This is a genomic window from Williamsia sp. DF01-3, assembly GCF_023051145.1.
Classification (GTDB): Bacteria; Actinomycetota; Actinomycetes; order Mycobacteriales; family Mycobacteriaceae; genus Williamsia.
Genome location: NZ_JALKFS010000005.1, coordinates 5,055,214 through 5,071,872, shown reverse-complemented (window position 1 = coordinate 5,071,872; position 16,659 = coordinate 5,055,214). Strand labels below are relative to the sequence as shown.

The following is a 16,659-nucleotide window of genomic DNA, read 5'->3' as shown; positions in this document are numbered from 1 at the left end:
TGCGAGACTAACAGCCGAGGTCGGCTGGAACGGGCACGTCAGGACAGGCGCAACGCGATCGGCCACCGGTACATTGGCTGATCATGCGTCCGGATCAGCAGGCCAAGGGCTTCGTCCCCGCGCTCGAGGGAATGCGGGCGCTGGCGGCCATCGGTGTGCTGACCACTCACGTCGCCTTCCAGACGGGTTCGGTGGGCGACGACGTACTCGGCTCGGTCTGGGGTCGCTTCGACATGGCGGTGGCCCTGTTCTTCGCGCTCTCCGGCTTCCTGCTGTGGCGGCCGCATGCCGCGGCAGCCCATGATCCGACCGCCAGGGTGCCCGGCCTGGCGCGGTACCTGCGTCACCGGGTTCTCCGGATCTGGCCTGCATACGTGGTGGTCGTGGTGGTGGTGCTCAGCCTGCTGCCGGACGCGCGCCCCGCAAGCGCGACGGTGTGGCTGGCCAATCTCACCCTCACCCAGGTCTACGTCCCGCTGACGCTGACGGCCGGATTGACGCAGATGTGGAGTCTGTCGGTCGAGGTCAGTTTCTATCTGCTGCTGCCGTTGTTCGCGTGGCTTCTGGTGTGGTTGCGTGGTCCGCGGGCACGGTGGCGGGTACCCGTCCTGCTGTCGGTCGCGGTGATCTGTCTGGCCTGGGCGTGGGTGGCCGAACAGCTCCCGCTGGCACAGGGCGTCGAGGCCAAGAACTGGCTTCCGGGTCACATGCCGTGGTTCATCGCCGGACTGGTGCTCGCCGAACTGGTGGTCGCACCGGCAGGCGGGGTGCTGAGCCGGGTCGGGTCGCGCCCGGTCGTCATGGCCGTGGTCGCAGCCGGGGCCTTTGCGCTCTCGTGCACCGAGCTCGCCGGGCCCACCGGTCTGGCCCCCCTTGCCCCGTGGCAGTTCGCCGTCAAGATCGTCCTCGGCGCGGTGCTGGGGTTCGCGCTGCTCGGCCCGTTGGTGCTCGGTGAGCCGCGACCGCACCGCATCCTCGATTCCGGGCCGATGCAGGCCCTCGGACGGTGGTCCTACTCGATCTTCATCTGGCATCTGGTGGTGCTGTCGGCGGTGTTCCCTCTGGCAGGTGTCCTCCCGTTCTCCGGATCGATGCCTGCCGTGTGGGCCCTGACCGTCCTCCTCACGATCGGCATCTCGGCCGCCAGCTACGCGTGGGTCGAAGATCCCGCGCGGCGGTGGCTGCGTCGGTGGGAAGCCAGATCAGGTAGGACGGCGGCGGCGCACTCGGAGCCGAATCAGCCACCGCGGCACGGCGATGGCGTTCCACGCCAGGATCACCAAGGCCAGCAAAGCCGGTAGCTGAACCCACCAGTCCCAGCCGTTGTACCCCAGCGACGACCGCCAAGGTCCTGCGGCGAGGCCGAACGTCGCGGCCATCATCAGCGCGGCCACCCATGCCGGTGCACTCCACCGTATGCGCAGCCGTGGGCGGGTGATGAGCACCGCGGTCTGTGCGGTCGCGACCGCGGCGGCGATCACGAACCCGATCGGCCCGGTCAGCAGGAACACAGCGGCGCCCAAGAACAACGGGCCAGCCAGAGTTGCCCGCAAGGGGCGTGAAACCGGAAGCGAGAGAGGTGTTGTGGTTCGGCGGGGCCAGAACGTCATCGCGAACAACAGCACGACCAGGCCGAGTCCGACACCGATCGACCACCGGTACGGACGATCGAGAGGAAAGGTGAGGTCGATCGTGCCGGCGTACCCGGCGGGGATGATCCAGCCCTGCTGCCAACCACCCACGACGACGGGCGTCAGTTCGCGTCCGTCCGCATGTGCCTGCCTGCCGACGTTCTCACTCTCGGGCACGATGAGCACCCGTTCCTCGGCTGACGATTCGACGGTGACGCTGCGATCGATCGCCTCCCACTCCTCGACGGAAACCGGTGTCGGGATCGCGCGTGGTGTGGGACCGGCGGTGAGGCTCACACCGGTGACTCTGAACGCATCGCCGGGGTTGACCATCAGTTCCTGCTCGCCCGCAGGTAGCGCGATCCGGTCAGAGCCGCACGGGGTGGCCCGAATGGGCTCGCCGGAACGCAGCTGCTGAACCGTTGCCGACAGCGAGAAGCGCTGCGCCACACCGGCGATCGTGAGGCCCGGACCCTGGTCACAACTCACGTCGATCCGTCGGTCCGGGTCGGCCACCGGTGGCGCATCCCCGAGGACGCCGATCTCCGAGATGCCGGTGGGCGACACCTCGGCGAACCCGAGACTGTTCACGTCGAGCACCTCGTCCTTCTCCAGCACGGTGATCGTGATCGTGGAGGTGACATGGGGATCGAGTTCAATGGTGCCATCGGCGGGGATGTCACGGACCTGCCTGCCGTTGCCCAGGTCGATGGCCAGTCGTTGCGGGCGTGCCGGGAACTGGCCCGGTGGCACAGTGATCCGCAACCCATCGACCTCGCGTGGGGTCGGGAGGGTGAGTCGCAGGGTGGGGCGCTCGGCCGTCGGGCCGTTGTCCCTGGCGATCCAGGTGGTCGTCGGGTCACCGTCGACCGCGGCCGTGGCGTTGCCCCGCGGATCGGTCACGGCCGATTCCGCGGAGGCGCCGATCGAGCCGAGCCCGGACAGCAAGGCGTTGAGTGCGTCCGACGGATTGGCGGTGACCGTGACCGAGGTGTCCACCGACGTCGTGGTCGGTACCGAGAGCACCCGGCCGAACACCCCTGGTTCCTCGGCGGCCAGACCCATCCCCGCCGAGCAGCGGGTGGCGTCGGGTCCGGGAACACAGGCCGCGCGAGCGGGCAATTCCGGTCCGAGAACCCAGCCCGAGACCTGTTGTCCGGCGACCAACTGCGGCAACACAACCCGGTGCCGGATGGGGAGATCGCGGGCAGCAGCCGCGTCGCGCAGCGTCACCTCGGAGATCGCGAACTGATTGCCGCCGGTGTTGTCCTGGGTCGCGATGGCCCGGATCTGAACCCACCGGGTGGGTCCGCTCGGCGGCACCACCGTGGCAGGTGTGCCGGCCTTGACCCCGGTGGCGACCGTACTGCCGGCCTCGGTGGTGATGAGCAGGGTGTCCACCTCGGGGCCGAGTGCCTTGCCGACGGTGATGTCGAGGGCCAGGCGCTCGCGGGGGCGGGTGAAGTCGAGCTGCAGATACTGCCCCACCGCTGAGTCGAGACCACGGCTGACCCAGGCGGTGTTGGTGTCGCCGTCGAATGCCGCGGCAGGAGAGCTGCCCGGAGCGCTCTGTCCCAGTTGCGTTGCATCCGAAGCTGATCCGGACGCGCTGACGTTGAGTTCGCCAGGCTGCCCGTCGAGTAGCCACTCGCCCTGCACCAAGGGTTGGCCGGGGACCGGGTAATCGGGGACGGCGTTCTGGGTCAGACGCCGGTCCTGTGGGGTCCGGATAGCCGAGCTGTGGTTGTCCACGCGCCCGAAGTCGACTTCGCGATCGGTGGGGGTGTCGGTGACCACCACGGGTCCTTCGGCGAGCCCCGCTCGGCGGGCATCGGATTCGAGCAGGGCCGGACCGAGAGGCGGTTGCCCGGCGAGCGCGGCGTTGTCCTGCAGTGTTGCAAGGGCTTCGGGACCGCCGGCCACCCGAGGCATCGACGACAGTGGAACCGTCGCGGGTCGGGTTCCCGGAAAAGACACCGTCGATTCGACCGCAAAGATCTGCACCGCAGGCATTTTCGGACGCAGACCGTCGTCTGCGACCACATCCTCGATGGTGTTCGGTCCGACGTCCGGCCCGAACCGGGCAACCGGCACCATTCCCGGCGATGCCGCGACAGCGTGTTGTGCGAGCAGCGGCCGTGCCGAACGGGAGGTGGACGGATCGAGGTCGGCCCGCACCACCACGTAGGCGATGCCCTGCCCGGCAAGGGTCGCGGCCAGTCCGGGCGACGGCCTGCCGTCGGCGATGGCCCGCTGCACCGAGTCCAGGGCGCGGATGGCGCCGGGAGGGGTGAGCGGGATGGCATCACGAACGGCCCACGGTTGTTCAGTGAGTACCTGTAGAGGTTCGTCACGCGTCAGGCCCCAGGTCTGATTCGCAAACGGCGACCCCGGAACCACCAGTGCGCGCCGATCCTCATCGGCGCCGTGGTCATCGAGCCACGTCGCCGCATCTTTCCAGTACGACGGGATCGCGCGATAGCTCGCGGGCGCCGCCAGCCCAGCGGTCCACACCATCGATCCCGCGGCCAGCAAGGCAACCGCCACGACCACTGCGGCCGCCACCGGTCGCGACCGTTCCGGGTGGGCGAACACCCGACCGGTCTCGCGCCAGCCGACGACGTCCGGCGTCGGCACCCGGGCCAGCAGATGGGCGATACCCAGGGCCAGCGGGATACGGATCAGCGGGTCCCACTTGTGCACGTTGCGCAGTGGCGCGCCGGCACCGTCGAGGAACACCCTCACCGACTCGGAGATCGGTGAACCGAGCTGTCCGGGATAGCCGAGGCAGATGGCGAGCAGGCCGACGAATGCGATGGTGATCAACCGACCGCGACCCGGCATCGACCGCATCGCGAGCCCGGCCAATCCGGCGGCGGCGAGCAGGCCGGTGGCGAGGACCGCGTACGGCTGCGTCGCCAGGCCGGCGCCCGCGACCCGCTCCGGCGAGACAAATGGTGTCCATGCGCTGGTGCCCCGGAGGACTTCGGTGAGCGACACCCATTCGGTTGTCACCCTTGATGATTCGATGAAGTCGAGGAACGGGGGGCTGACGCGCGACAGGATCAGCAGTGGCACCAGCCACCACAGGCAGGCAAGGACGGAACCCAGCAGCCACCAGCCGCCGAACCGGAGCCAACGGGCAGCCGGACCACGCAGGGGTGCGTGCAGTAGCCACCACAACACGGCGACGGATGCCGCGGCCAGCGTGGCGACGGCGTTCACCGCACCCATCAATGCCAGTGCGCATGCCGATTGAAAGGCGAGGCGCCGCAAGGAGTTCGTCGGCTGTGCTCGGTTCAATGCGATGACCACCGGCGCGAGCACCCAGGGTGCCAACATCACCGGCAGTGTCTCCGACGAGATGGATCCGATGGTGGTCATCACCCGTGGGCTCAGGACGAACACCAGGGCCGCGCAGATGCGCGACCACCGCGATCCCACCCCGAGGGCGTCGGCGAGACGCATGAAGCCGACGAACCCGACCCACAAGAGCAGCGCCCACCAGAGGCGCTGGATCACCCAGGGCGGTATCGCGAGGAGATCGCCCAGCGCGAAGAATGCACCGTGCGGGAAGAAGTACCCGTACGCCTGGTTCTGCACCTGGCCGAGCGGGGCGATCGACGACCACAGGTGGGCCGCGCGCGCGAGAAAGGCGAGGGGGTCGCCGGTCAGGTCGAGCTTGGTGTCGGCAGCGATCAGGCCGGGAGATTGAACGAATGACGCCAGCAGCGCCCACAGAGCTGCAAAAAGCAGTCCCCGTTTGGTCAGTTTGTGACTCCGGCGTTGTCCCTGGTGCCGTAGTCCACCGAGCCCTTCACGAATCCGCTGTCGGCGTTGAAGCTGTTGACGTCGGTGGCGGGCTTGTCATCGGACGTCAGTACTCCACCCAGAAATACCGCCGCGATGGCCACGACCACGCCCAGGAGTCCAGCAACGGCGCCGGCGATCAGGCGGTTGTTCATCATGGCAGCGAAGTTACCACCCGTGCTCTGGTGCGCAGGTCGGCGCGGGTATCCACGCGGCGCTTGGCGCACCCCGCCGGCACCACCAGCACGGGTCGGTGGCAGTGCTTGAGGACGTGCTCGGACACGCTGCTGTGGAGCAGCGCACGCAGGCCGGACGACCCGCGGGTGCCTGTCACCAGTATGTCGACGTCGAGGGTGTCCGCGGCGTCCACCAGCGCACCCCAGACGGTGGAATCGACCTCGGCGAGTCGTCCTTCGGCGCGCAGGCCGGCGGCGATCGCGCGTTCGACTCCCCGGGCGTTGCGGGTGCGGGCATCCTCGTGGAGGGCATCGTCGATGTCCTGGTCCACCACCGAGTGCAGCACGGGCTGCATGCCTCCGGAGAGTGCGGACAGGCGTGCGCTCTGGTGCACACCCGATTCCCATGCGGTGACCACAAACGCTCGGTGGGCGGCGAGGAAACGTCCGGCGTAGTCGATGGCGCGGTCGGCGTTCTCGGTGCCGTCGTAGGCGATCATGATGGTGTCTTGCTTGCCGGTGCCGGACTGATTGGACATGGCGTTTTCCTCCCGTACGGGCTTGTAAGCCTCAGAATAGCGCTCAATGTAACCCACGTCACACCATGGCGGCGTGCAACACTCGTGCCATGTTCGCTCGCCCCCGGCCCAGCCCGACCCGACCTCGCGCAAGGCTTGAAATAGCCGATCGACCTGCGTCGACGCGCCGCGGACGGCATCGCCCCGGCCGCACTCTCGCGGTACTTGCGGTCAGCGTGTCGATGCTCGCCGCATGCAGTGGCAGCGACGGGGGCAGCGGCCTCAGTTCCACGACGGCGTACGCCCCGTCCTCGTCCACGGTGGCTCCTTCGTCGTCGGCGTCCGCCGCGCCGCGTGTGGAGCCGGCAGCGTGCGGTGCACAGGAATTGGCGGAGATGTCGCCTCGGCGCAAGCTGGCCCAGCTGCTGGTCGTCGGGGTGACCGGCACCGAGGATGCAGTGGACATCGTGCGCCGGGAACAGATCGGTGGCGTCTTCATCGGCAGTTGGACCGATCTCGGGATGCTGTCCGACGGCGGGGTGGCTTCTGTGCAGAAGGTGGCCGAGACGCCGGTCATGGTGACGGTCGATCAGGAAGGTGGCCGCGTATCGCGGTTGTCCGGCCTCGGTATCGACAGTCCGTCGGCGCGCGAACTGGCCGCGACGATGACGGTGGAGCAGGTGCGTGCCCTGGCCAAAGAGCAGGGCCTGCAGATGAAAGAGCTCGGCATCACCGTCGACTACGCGCCCGTTGCCGATGTGAGCGACGAATCCGACGACGAGGTGATCGGGGACCGTTCGTTCAGCGACGACCCCGCCGTGGTGACCCGTTACGCCAACGCCTACGCGCACGGTCTGCAGGACGCGGGGATCATGCCGGTGTTCAAGCACTTCCCCGGTCACGGACACGGGTCCGGTGACTCCCACACGGGAACCGTGGCCACCCCGGATCTCGACGAACTGCAGAACAGTGACCTGGTTCCTTACCGGACGTTGATCCAGCCCGGGGTGGCGGTGATGGTCGGGCATCTGATCGTGCCGGGCCTGACCGGTCCGGACACCCCCGCCAGCATCAGCGAACCCGCGATGTCCCTGCTGCGCGACGGCACGGGATATGGCGGCAAGCCCTTCGATGGTCCGATCTTCACCGACGATCTGTCAGGCATGGCAGCCATCAGTGCCAAGTACGGCATCGAGAAGGCGGCCACCCTGGCGATCAGCGCCGGCGCCGACATCGCCCTGTGGCTCTCGACCGACAAGGTGCCCGCGGTGCTCGACGCACTGACTGCGGCGATGGGTTCCGGCACTCTGCCGGCCCAGCAGGTCGATGAATCTGTGGTCCGGGTGCTGCGTGCCAAGGGTGAGCTCGACTGCTGACCAGAACTCGACTGCTGATCAGGCGCCGTAGCCACTTGACGGGCCGCGGCGAACTTACCGGCTGGTAAGGTGACATTCGTCTGAATTCAAAGGGGGTGTGGTCGTCGTGGCCGGAGGAACGAAGCGTTTGCCACGCGCCGTACGAGAGCAGCAGATGCTCGACGCCGCTGTGCAAGTGTTCGCCGCCAACGGTTTTCGGGAGACGTCGATGGACGCGATCGCTGCGCAGGCCAGTATCAGCAAGCCGATGCTCTACCTCTATTACGGCTCCAAGGACGAACTCTTCGGCGCGTGCATCAGCCGTGAAGGCGCTCGGTTCATCGAGGCGATGAGCGCAGGATTCGACCCCAATCTGCGCCAGCACGACCAGGCCCGCACGGTGATCTTCAGCTTTCTGCGTTATGTGCACGACAACCGCGAATCATGGCGAGTGCTCTACCGCCTCGCCAGCGGTCAGGCCAAGTTCGCCGGCCTGGTGGCCGCGAGCCGTGCCCGGCTGATCGAGATGGTCGCCGATCTGCTGCGTCGGGGCACCACCGTTCCGCATCCCAGCGACACCGACTTCGAATTGATGGCCGTAGCGCTCGTCGGGGCCGGAGAGGCTGTGGCCGACCGGATCTCGGAGGGCGACATCGACCTCGACGTCGCCGCCGACCTCATGGTCTCGATGGGTTGGAAAGGCCTGGCGGGCGACCGCCCCTGAACCGACTGCCCCTGACCAAAGATGGTGGGTTCGGGCGAGCCCCACCAGGGGAAATGCTCGCCCGAACCCACCAATTCGGGGTCAGCGGATGGTCGCCGTGAGGTGCGGGTATCCCTTCTTGGGATGCAGCGCCGAGAGGTCGAATCCGTCGCCGGTGCGGGTGGTGTAGAGATTCACCTTGGCGGGCAACACGATCGGCTTGCCGAACCGCACGTTGTAGGTGACCTTGTCGTCCAGCTGTCCTTCGACATTCGCCACCACGCGCGCAGCGGTCCACATCCCGTGGGCGATCGCCCGCGGGAACCCGAATGCCTTGGCGCCCAGATCACTCATGTGGATCGGGTTGCGGTCGCCGCTCGCGGATGCGTACTTACGAATCAGTCCGAGGTTGGCGACCAGCGTTGCGTCCGGGGGCGCGGGGCGACGGTCCTTGGGGGCTTCGCCGCGTTCACCACCGGACAAACTGGTGCGCTGCTGACTGAGGAACGTCGCGGTCTGACGGGTGACCAGCTCGTTGCCCACCGAGAACTCAGAGATCGCATCGACGAGCATCCCCTTGCGGTGTTCGCGCAGATTCTCCGTGTGTGTACGGATGCTCAGCGGCTCGGTCACCGCGACCGGGCGGATACGTTCGATGGTGTTCTCCACGTGCACCGAACCCACCGCCGAGAACGGGAAGTCGCGGGCGACAAGCAGTTCCATCACGAGCGGGAACTGCATCACGAACGGGAAGGTCAGCGGCAGGGTGTCGCCGAACCGCTGACCGGTGCTGGCGCAGTACGCGCGTAGCTGGTCGAGGTCGACCTTGACGTCGGACAGGGCGAGTTCGGTGTCTGGGAGGTGCGCGTCGGCCTTGATGGGACCGGACTTGCCGATACCGGGCAACATTCCGACCACCGCGCGACGATAGATGTCGGAGGTGGCCGGAAACCCTTTCAGCTCAATGGTTTTTGGCACGTCACGCTCCCAGCATGCTCTGACCGCACACGCGCACCACGTTGCCGGTCACCGAGCTCGAGGCCGGATTCGCAAAGTATGCAACGGTTTCGGCGACATCGACGGTCTGGCCGCCCTGCTGCAGTGAGCTGATCCGACGGCCGACCTCGCGGGTGGCCAGTGGGATGGCCGCCGTCATCGCGGTCTCGATGAAGCCGGGCGCAACAGCGTTGATGGTGATCTTCTTCTCGGCCAGAACCGGCGCGTAGGCGTCGACGAGCCCGATCACGCCGGCCTTCGACGTCCCGTAGTTGGTCTGGCCGCGGTTGCCCGCGATACCGGCGATGGACGACACGTCGATCACGGCGCCACCTTCGCGCAGTGCGCCGGCCTCGAGCAGGTCGTCGACCAGCTGTTGCGGGGCGATCAGGTTCACGCCGATGACCGCGTTCCAGCGGGCGTCGTCCATGTTGGCGAGCAGCTTGTCGCGGGTGATGCCGGCGTTGTTGACGATGATGTCGATGCCACCGTGGCGCTCGAGTGCGTGCTCGGCGAGCTTGGCGCCGGCATCGGGAGCGGTGACGTCGATCGGCAACGCGGTGCCGCCGACCTTGTTGGCGGTGGCCGACAGCGCTTCACCGGCCGCTGGGATGTCAGCGGCGATGACGTGGGCGCCGTCGCGCGCGAGTACCTCGGCAATGGTGGCGCCGATACCGCGGGCGGCACCGGTGACCACGGCAACCTTGCCGGTCAGTGGCTTGTCCCAGCTGGCAGGGGCGACCGCATCTTTCTCGTCGACGCGGATGACCTGGGCGTCCACGAACGCCGACTTAGCCGACAGCAGGAATCGCAGGGTCGACTCCAGTCCGCTCAAACCGGTCTTGGCATCGGGGGAGACGTAGACGAGCTGGGCGGTTGCGCCGTTGCGCAGTTCCTTGCCCAGCGAGCGGGTGAAGCCCTCGAGCGCGCGCTGTGCGACATGCTCGCTCGGGTTCTTGATCAGCTCCGGCGTGGTGCCGATGACCACGAACCGCGCACTGTTGCCTGCCGACCGGATGGTGGGGGCGAAGAACTCGAACAGCTGCGACAGCTCGGACGACTTGGTGATGCCGGTGGCATCGAGCACCGCGGCGCCCAGCTTGTCTGCCCCACGACCACTCGTGTTGTTCACGATCAGCTCATAGTCCTCTCCGAGGACCTCGCGAAGGGGTTCGATCAGCCGACCGTTGCCGCCGATCAGGACGGGGCCTGCCAACGGGGGCTCGCCGGCCTTGTAGCGGCGCAGCGTGGGCGGCTGCGGCAAGCCGACCTTGCTCGCGATGAACGCGCCCGGTCCTGAGCTGACGATGGTCGAGTAAAGGTCGGTGGTTCCTGTGGCAGACACGTGCACTCCCTTTTCTTTGCTTTTGAACGCCTCGCGTACGGCATGTGTGTTGTGTGCACCACCCGAGTCGGGCATATCCCGGGGGCGGCTCGACAACGAACTTACTCGGGAGTAAGAATACGCCATAAGAGCCATCCACAACTTGGGAGATCCACAGTGGTATCGAATAACCAGACCCGTACCGTGCGACCTGTCGCGATCGTCGGCGGCAACCGGATCCCGTTCGCCAAGCAAGACGGGGCCTACGCCAAGGCCAGCAACCAGGACATGTTCACCGCCACCCTTGACGGCCTGATCAGCAGGTTCAGCCTTCAGGGCGAGCGGCTGGGGATGGTGGCCGGTGGCGCCGTGCTCAAGCACGCGCGTGACTTCAACCTCATCCGCGAGTCGGTCCTCGGCTCGGCGTTGTCGCCCTACACCCCCGCCTTCGACCTCCAGCAGGCCTGCGGCACAGGTCTCCAGGCGATCTCGGCTGTGGCCGACGGCATCGCGACGGGCAAGTTCGACGCAGGCATCGGCGGCGGCGTCGACACCACCTCCGATGCCCCGATCGCGGTGTCCGAGGACCTGCGGCAGTCGCTGCTGGCGGTGAACCGGGCCCGTAGCACTGTCGACCGCCTCAAGGCCATCGCCAAACTCCCGACGTCGCTGGGCATCGAGATCCCACGCAACGGGGAGCCCCGCACCGGTATGTCCATGGGTGAGCACGCCGCGATCACCGCCAAAGAGTTCGGTATCAAGCGGTCCGATCAGGACGAACTCGCCGCAGCCAGCCACAAGAACATGGCGGCCGCCTACGACCGCGGCTTCTTCGACGACCTGATCACCCCGTTCCTCGGGCTCACCCGCGACCAGAACCTGCGGCCGGGAAGCACTGTCGAGAAGTTGTCGACCCTCAAGCCGGTCTTCGGGGCGTCCCTCGGCGACGCCACCATGACTGCGGGCAACTCGACTCCGCTGACCGACGGCGCTTCCGCTGTGTTGCTGAGCACCGACGAGTGGGCTGCGGAGAAGAAGCTGCCGGTGCTCGCACACCTCGTGGATGTCGAGACCGCCGCGGTCGATTACGTCAACGGGCCCGACGGCCTGCTCATGGCCCCCACCTACGCGATTCCGCGTCTACTCGAGCGCAATGGCCTGACGTTGCAGGACTTCGACTACTACGAGATCCACGAGGCCTTCGCCTCGGTTGTCCTGTGCACGCTGGCGGCGTTCGAGTCCGATGCGTACTGCAAGGAGCGGTTGGGCCTCGATTCGGCACTGGGCAGCATCGACCGCAGCAAGCTCAACGTGAACGGGTCCTCACTGGCGGCCGGCCACCCGTTTGCTGCCACCGGCGGCCGGATCGTCGCCCAGACGGCCAAGCAGATCAAGGAGAACGGCGGCGGACGTGCGCTGATCTCCATCTGCGCTGCCGGCGGACAGGGCGTCACCGCGATCGTCGAGGCGTGATCGGACGCCGGGTATTGCACATCTGAAAAAACTTTTGAAGGTGTGTAACGCCCGGCGCCCCTACGGCGAAGTACTTGATAACTCCGGTTGAGCTGCACGACCCCCGACCCTGTAGCTCAACCGGAGCCCTATTTTCCCCGGTGTGACACTCCGCCGGTTCCTCTGGTCGCTCGTCGACCCGGCCCGTACCGCTCTCGAAGCGAGGCTCGCGGCCTCCCGATGTGGTGTCGACTACATCCGTCCGCTGGACGCAATAAACAGCTGTCTCTTGACGTTTGGAATCTCGCTGTGTGAGTCAGCCGCCCCTGTCGGGCGGCAGATATCAGGAGGTGGATCATGAGTTCCTACTCGCCGCCGGCGACATGGACGTCACCGACGTTCCGTGCCCACACTCGTCCGATCGGCGACGAACCCGGGCCGGGCTGGTCGGGTTATCTGGTGGTCGCGGCAGTGCTCGGACTGCTGGCGTTGATGTTGATCGGCGCCACCCCGAGCTGAGGTTCGCATTACGGTCTGGCCCGTCGCGGGTGCCGGCGGGCTCGGCCGTACCGCTTTCCACCAGCGCTGACCGTTGGTCTGGGCCTGCGTGCGACGTGGTGGCCGAACTCCCACTGGTGATGGGCTCAAACCCGATCGGCGGGGTTTGAAGTGGTCCCGTTGTGGGCATACATCGCCGAGCGCGACGCGCTGTGTGCCCGCATTCCCGCGGGCGCGCCGGGGTGACTTATCGAGGTGGACTGTCTGATGCGTGGGGATTCGACATCGATCCTGTGCCTGTGGTGCGGCTTCGAGCTCGCGGCATCAAGATTTGCTGGTCGGGCTGCCGCTGCTGCCGTGGCGACCATGAACGGCTGGTCGGTGAGCGACCACCACACGCTGTGTCCGTCATGCGCCACGGCCTCCGCAGCGATCCAGCTCAACGTCTTGGATGAAGATCGCGACTGCCCAACTACAGTTGGTTAGGGTAACCTTCCCCGCATGGGATTTTCGTTTGCGCGGGTGGTCGAGAACACCGAGCTGAATCCGCGGTTGCGCCGGATCGTTTTCGCTGTACCTGATCTGGCCGTCCTCGAACTGCCTGACCTGGCGGACGAAGTGGTCGGCATCTACTTTCCGACTGCTGGTGGCGGCCGGCTCCCGGCGATGGAGAACCGGGACGGTGTCTGGGGCTACTACGACCAGGAGACCCCGCCGGAGGGCCGCAATTACACGGTTCGCTCTGTCGATCGGACTGCCAACACGATGGTGGTCGACTTCGTGGTCCACGACCACGGCGTCGCGACCCTGTGGGCACAGGGTGCCCGGGTCGGAGACGAGGTGGGTATGTCGCACGCTCGAGGCTGGTACCGCCCTGAGGTGACCACCGAGTGGCAACTGCTGGTCGCCGACCTCGCGGGTCTGCCCGCGCTCGCCCGGATCATCGAAGGACTGTCTGCGCAGGCCCGGGTCACCGCCATCGTCGAGGTTGTCGACGAGTCCGACCTGGACTATCTGCCCCGGCGCGACAACGTGGACCTGATCAGTCTGGTCGGCAGCGGAAACGGTTACGGCGACAGCCGACTCTGCGAGGCAGTCGAGCGGTTCGGTCACCCCGAGGGCCGCGGGTACTGCTGGTTCGCCGCTGAGGCGAAGGCATCGCGGGCTGTTCGCAAGCACTTCCGCAAGCAGTTCGGCTGGAAAGCCGATCAGTGCGACATCATCGGCTACTGGCGATTCGACGGGGAAGCCTGGGCCAAGAGGTTCGAGCAGGTCGGTGGCGAGCTGTACGCGGTGTACGCGGCAGCGCTCGCCGAGGGCAAGAGCGAAAAGATGGCGTCGGAGATCTTCGATGACGCACTCGAACGCGCTGGGCTCTGACCTCGTCGCGCTTCATTCCGCGGTGAACATAGGCCGCCCGGACACCGGGTCGCGGCTGATCCGGGCGCGTACGTCGAACACCGTGTGCAGCAGGTCGGCGGTCAGCACGTCGTCCGGATGACCGTCGGCGATGACCGTGCCGTCGCGCATCGCGACGATCCGATCGCAGTACCGCGCGGCCTGGTTGACGTCGTGGAGCACCATCACAACCGTTTTGCCATGTGCGCGAACGAGTTCGACGATCAGTTCCATCAGATCGATCTGATGCCGGATGTCGAGATACGTGGTCGGCTCGTCGAGTAGCAGCACGCCCGTGTCCTGGGCGAGTGCCATCGCGATCCAGGCCCGTTGACGTTCACCGCCCGACAACGAATCGAGGCGCCGTTCGGCCATCGACGTCACCCCCGCCATCGACATCGCCCTGGCCATCACCTCGTCGTCGCGGCGACTGAGCATGGCAAGGGGACCCAGACGCGGGTACCGGCCCTGTTCCACCAGCTCACGAACTCGCAACCCTGCCGGGATCGTGGAGGTCTGCGGAAGGATCGCGAGCCTGCGTGCAACGTCGACCGTCTTGCGCGAGGCGATGGGTTCACCGTCCAGTCGAACCTCGCCATGGCGGGGGTGAGTACGCGGGCCAGAGCCATCAGCAGCGTGGACTTGCCCGAGCCGTTGGGACCCACCAGGGCTGTTGCGGTACCGGACTCGATTCGCAGGTTCAGGCCGTCGACGACGGCACGTCCGCGATAGCCGAGTTCGAGGTCGAATCCCTCGAGCAGCGGCGGACTTTGATTCATCTGCGTTCCCTTCGGACGAGCCAGATCAGGTACGGCGCACCCAGTGACGCGGTGACGGCGCCGACCGGGAGGCCGGTGACCGCCGGGCCACTCCCGGGCAGGTCGAGTGTGATGCTGAAGGCCAGGAGATCGGCGGCCGACAGACCGATTGCCCCGAGCACCATGCTGACGGGTATCAGATCCCGATAGTCGCCGCCGACCAGGATGCGCGCCAGATGTGGTGCCATCAAACCGATGAACGCCACCGCACCGGCTGCCGTGACGGCTGCTGCGGCCGCGAGCACCGCGACCATAAGCAGCACGAAACGGGTTCGCGCCGTGCGCAATCCCAGACCCGTGGCGGTGATGTCGCCGAGTGAGAGGACATTGACCCGTGAGGATACGAGCAGAGCAGACGCTCCGAGTGCGAGCACCCAGGGCCACAGAGCATTCCAATCGGACTGCGTACGCGCATTGAGTGACCCGATGAGCCATCGGAGCACCACACCCATCGGCTGCGCGTCGACGACGAGCAACAACGAGGTGACTGCGCCGAGGATGGCGCCCAACAGGATTCCCGCCACCGCGAGCGATCGTCGTCCGACCAGGTACAGCAAGACGCCGGCGGCGACTGCGCCGACCAACGACGCGATGGCTGCCATGTCCTGTTGTGGGAACGCGAGTATGGCCACGACGACACCGAGTGCCGCGCCCGCCCCGACTCCGGTGGTCCCCGGTTCGGCGAGTGGATTGCCGATCACGGCTTGTAGAAGTGCGCCCGAGAGAGCAAGCAGGACACCGGCGCCCATACCGACGAGTACCCGGGGGAGGCGGTACTTGAGGACGATGACCTCGTGTGCGCGGATCTCCGACGTGCCCGTCAGAACCCGAAAGGTGTCGGCGGCGCCGAGGTCGGAACGCCCGATCATCAGATGCGCCATCACGAGTGCGACGAGCACCACTGCGCCGCCGGCCAGGAGGGGAAGGGGACGCAGCAGGTTCGGTTCCCTCATGCCGCCGAGTCCTGGCGGCGTAGTGCGATGAGCAGCGTCGGGACGCCGATCAGGGTGGTGGTGATACCCACCGGGATCTCTATGGGATACAGCGCAATTCGGGACAAGAGATCAGCTGCGGTGAGCAATACTGCGCCCGCGACCGGTGTCAGCCAGAAGACCCGGCGGGCGCTGGTCGTGCGCAGCGCCCACCTGCACAGGTGCGGCGCCAGGAGGGCCACATACGCCACCGGGCCGCACACGCAGGCGACAACCGCGGCCAGCACACCGGCGCACCCGAGCGCCGACAACCGTGCACGAAACACATTGATGCCCAGGCCCGCCGCAACATCGTCGCCGAGGGACAGAGCTGCCACGCGGTGCCGCAGGAACAGGGCTGCCGGCACGGCGACGGCGAGCCAGGGAGCGACCACTGCGACGTGTGGCCAGCCGCGATCGCTGAGGCTTCCCAGCAGGTAGCGGAACAGCAATGGCAGGTTGCCCTCGGTGCCCAGGCTCACGAGCGCGATCACGAGTCCGGACGCCAACGCGGTGACCGCCGAGCCGATCAGCAGCATCGAGGTGGGGTCGTGGGTTTTTCCCACTGCTACGAGCACCGTCGAGCCGGCCACTGCGGCCCCGAGCAGTGCGACGTACGGCAACTGGTGCAGTCCCACCGGCAGCGCGAGCACGGTCACCGCGGTCAACACCACGGCAGCGCCCGAGGACACGCCCAGGAGTTCGGGACCGGCGATGCGGTTCTGCATCGCGTCCTGCATCAAGATGCCCGCCAGGCCGAGGGCGGCCCCGCACATCACGCCGAGCAGTGCTCGTGGCAAGCGGGAATCCGCCACGTAAGGGTGAAGGGGATCGGAAGCGTCGGTGAGTGCGGCGAAAGCCTCGAATGGAAGCACCACCGGGTCCCCTGCGCACAGGGCGGCCACCACCACGACTGCGATTGCGGCCGTACCCAGCAGCAACGAGCCGATGAGCCGACGGTTGGGCCGCCTCTGGGCAGTCGTATTGACAATGGTTATCATTTCGCTCA

13 protein-coding genes and 1 pseudogene are annotated in these 16,659 nt (G+C 67.0%); 6 read left to right on the top strand and 8 right to left on the bottom strand.

Going from position 1 to position 16,659, the window contains the following annotated elements; genetic code table 11:
- The first annotated feature begins 83 nt into the window (after positions 1 to 83).
- Positions 84 to 1,301: an acyltransferase gene (locus MVA47_RS25685; RefSeq protein WP_247210400.1), complete on the top strand. Its 1,218-nt coding sequence runs from the start codon at positions 84 to 86 to the stop codon at positions 1,299 to 1,301.
- Here MVA47_RS25685 and MVA47_RS25680 read toward each other — a convergent pair.
- From MVA47_RS25680 to MVA47_RS25670, 3 genes are all read right to left on the bottom strand, one after another.
- A complete protein-coding gene (locus MVA47_RS25680) occupies positions 1,203 to 5,330 on the bottom strand; it encodes an alpha-(1->3)-arabinofuranosyltransferase family protein (RefSeq protein ID WP_374474461.1) in 4,128 nt (1,375 codons plus the stop codon). The two genes, MVA47_RS25685 and MVA47_RS25680, sit on opposite strands and share 99 nt — an antisense overlap.
- A 68-nt stretch (positions 5,331 to 5,398) precedes the next feature.
- On the bottom strand, positions 5,399 to 5,599 hold the full coding sequence (locus tag MVA47_RS25675) for a DUF2613 domain-containing protein (protein ID WP_247210399.1): 201 nt from the start codon (positions 5,597 to 5,599) through the stop codon (positions 5,399 to 5,401).
- Positions 5,596 to 6,156, bottom strand: coding sequence for a universal stress protein (locus MVA47_RS25670; protein WP_247210398.1), 561 nt, complete (start codon positions 6,154 to 6,156; stop codon positions 5,596 to 5,598). Before MVA47_RS25670 ends, MVA47_RS25675 begins: the two co-directional genes overlap by 4 nt.
- Before the next feature lie 221 nt (positions 6,157 to 6,377).
- Here MVA47_RS25670 and MVA47_RS25665 point away from each other — a divergent pair, with 221 nt between their 5' ends.
- Together MVA47_RS25665 and MVA47_RS25660 are read left to right on the top strand one after the other, a co-directional pair.
- A complete protein-coding gene (locus MVA47_RS25665; protein WP_247211073.1) occupies positions 6,378 to 7,511 on the top strand; it encodes a glycoside hydrolase family 3 N-terminal domain-containing protein in 1,134 nt (377 codons plus the stop codon).
- A gap of 106 nt (positions 7,512 to 7,617) precedes the next feature.
- Positions 7,618 to 8,214: a TetR/AcrR family transcriptional regulator gene (locus MVA47_RS25660; RefSeq protein WP_247210397.1), complete on the top strand. Its 597-nt coding sequence runs from the start codon at positions 7,618 to 7,620 to the stop codon at positions 8,212 to 8,214.
- 81 nt (positions 8,215 to 8,295) lie between these two features.
- Here MVA47_RS25660 and MVA47_RS25655 read toward each other — a convergent pair whose 3' ends face one another.
- Entirely contained in the window at positions 8,296 to 9,171 is an 876-nt protein-coding gene (locus MVA47_RS25655) for a MaoC/PaaZ C-terminal domain-containing protein (protein WP_247210396.1), read from the bottom strand.
- A gap of 1 nt (position 9,172) precedes the next feature.
- Positions 9,173 to 10,534, bottom strand: a complete 1,362-nt coding sequence (locus tag MVA47_RS25650; RefSeq protein WP_247210395.1) for a 3-oxoacyl-ACP reductase — start codon at positions 10,532 to 10,534, stop codon at positions 9,173 to 9,175.
- A gap of 156 nt (positions 10,535 to 10,690) precedes the next feature.
- Here MVA47_RS25650 and MVA47_RS25645 point away from each other — a divergent pair, with 156 nt between their 5' ends.
- The 3 genes from MVA47_RS25645 (at position 10,691) to MVA47_RS25635 (ending at position 13,843) form a co-directional block, all read left to right on the top strand.
- The gene (locus MVA47_RS25645; protein ID WP_247210394.1) at positions 10,691 to 11,986 is read left to right on the top strand and encodes an acetyl-CoA C-acetyltransferase; all 1,296 of its coding nucleotides are present in this window, start codon (positions 10,691 to 10,693) and stop codon (positions 11,984 to 11,986) included.
- A gap of 336 nt (positions 11,987 to 12,322) precedes the next feature.
- The gene (locus MVA47_RS25640) at positions 12,323 to 12,484 is read left to right on the top strand and encodes a hypothetical protein (protein WP_023960212.1); all 162 of its coding nucleotides are present in this window, start codon (positions 12,323 to 12,325) and stop codon (positions 12,482 to 12,484) included.
- Between the two features lie 480 nt (positions 12,485 to 12,964).
- Positions 12,965 to 13,843: a siderophore-interacting protein gene (locus MVA47_RS25635; protein ID WP_247210393.1), complete on the top strand. Its 879-nt coding sequence runs from the start codon at positions 12,965 to 12,967 to the stop codon at positions 13,841 to 13,843.
- 12 nt (positions 13,844 to 13,855) lie between these two features.
- Here MVA47_RS25635 and MVA47_RS25630 read toward each other — a convergent pair.
- The 3 genes and pseudogenes from MVA47_RS25630 to MVA47_RS25620 all read right to left on the bottom strand — a co-directional run bounded on the left by MVA47_RS25630 (position 13,856) and on the right by MVA47_RS25620 (position 16,651).
- Positions 13,856 to 14,640: pseudogene (locus tag MVA47_RS25630) on the bottom strand (ABC transporter ATP-binding protein).
- Positions 14,637 to 15,632: an iron ABC transporter permease gene (locus MVA47_RS25625; RefSeq protein WP_247210392.1), complete on the bottom strand. Its 996-nt coding sequence runs from the start codon at positions 15,630 to 15,632 to the stop codon at positions 14,637 to 14,639. The pseudogene MVA47_RS25630 and the gene MVA47_RS25625 overlap by 4 nt, the downstream one beginning before the upstream one ends.
- Positions 15,629 to 16,651, bottom strand: coding sequence for an iron ABC transporter permease (locus MVA47_RS25620; protein ID WP_247210391.1), 1,023 nt, complete (start codon positions 16,649 to 16,651; stop codon positions 15,629 to 15,631). Before MVA47_RS25620 ends, MVA47_RS25625 begins: the two co-directional genes overlap by 4 nt.
- Between the last annotated feature and the right edge of the window lie 8 nt (positions 16,652 to 16,659).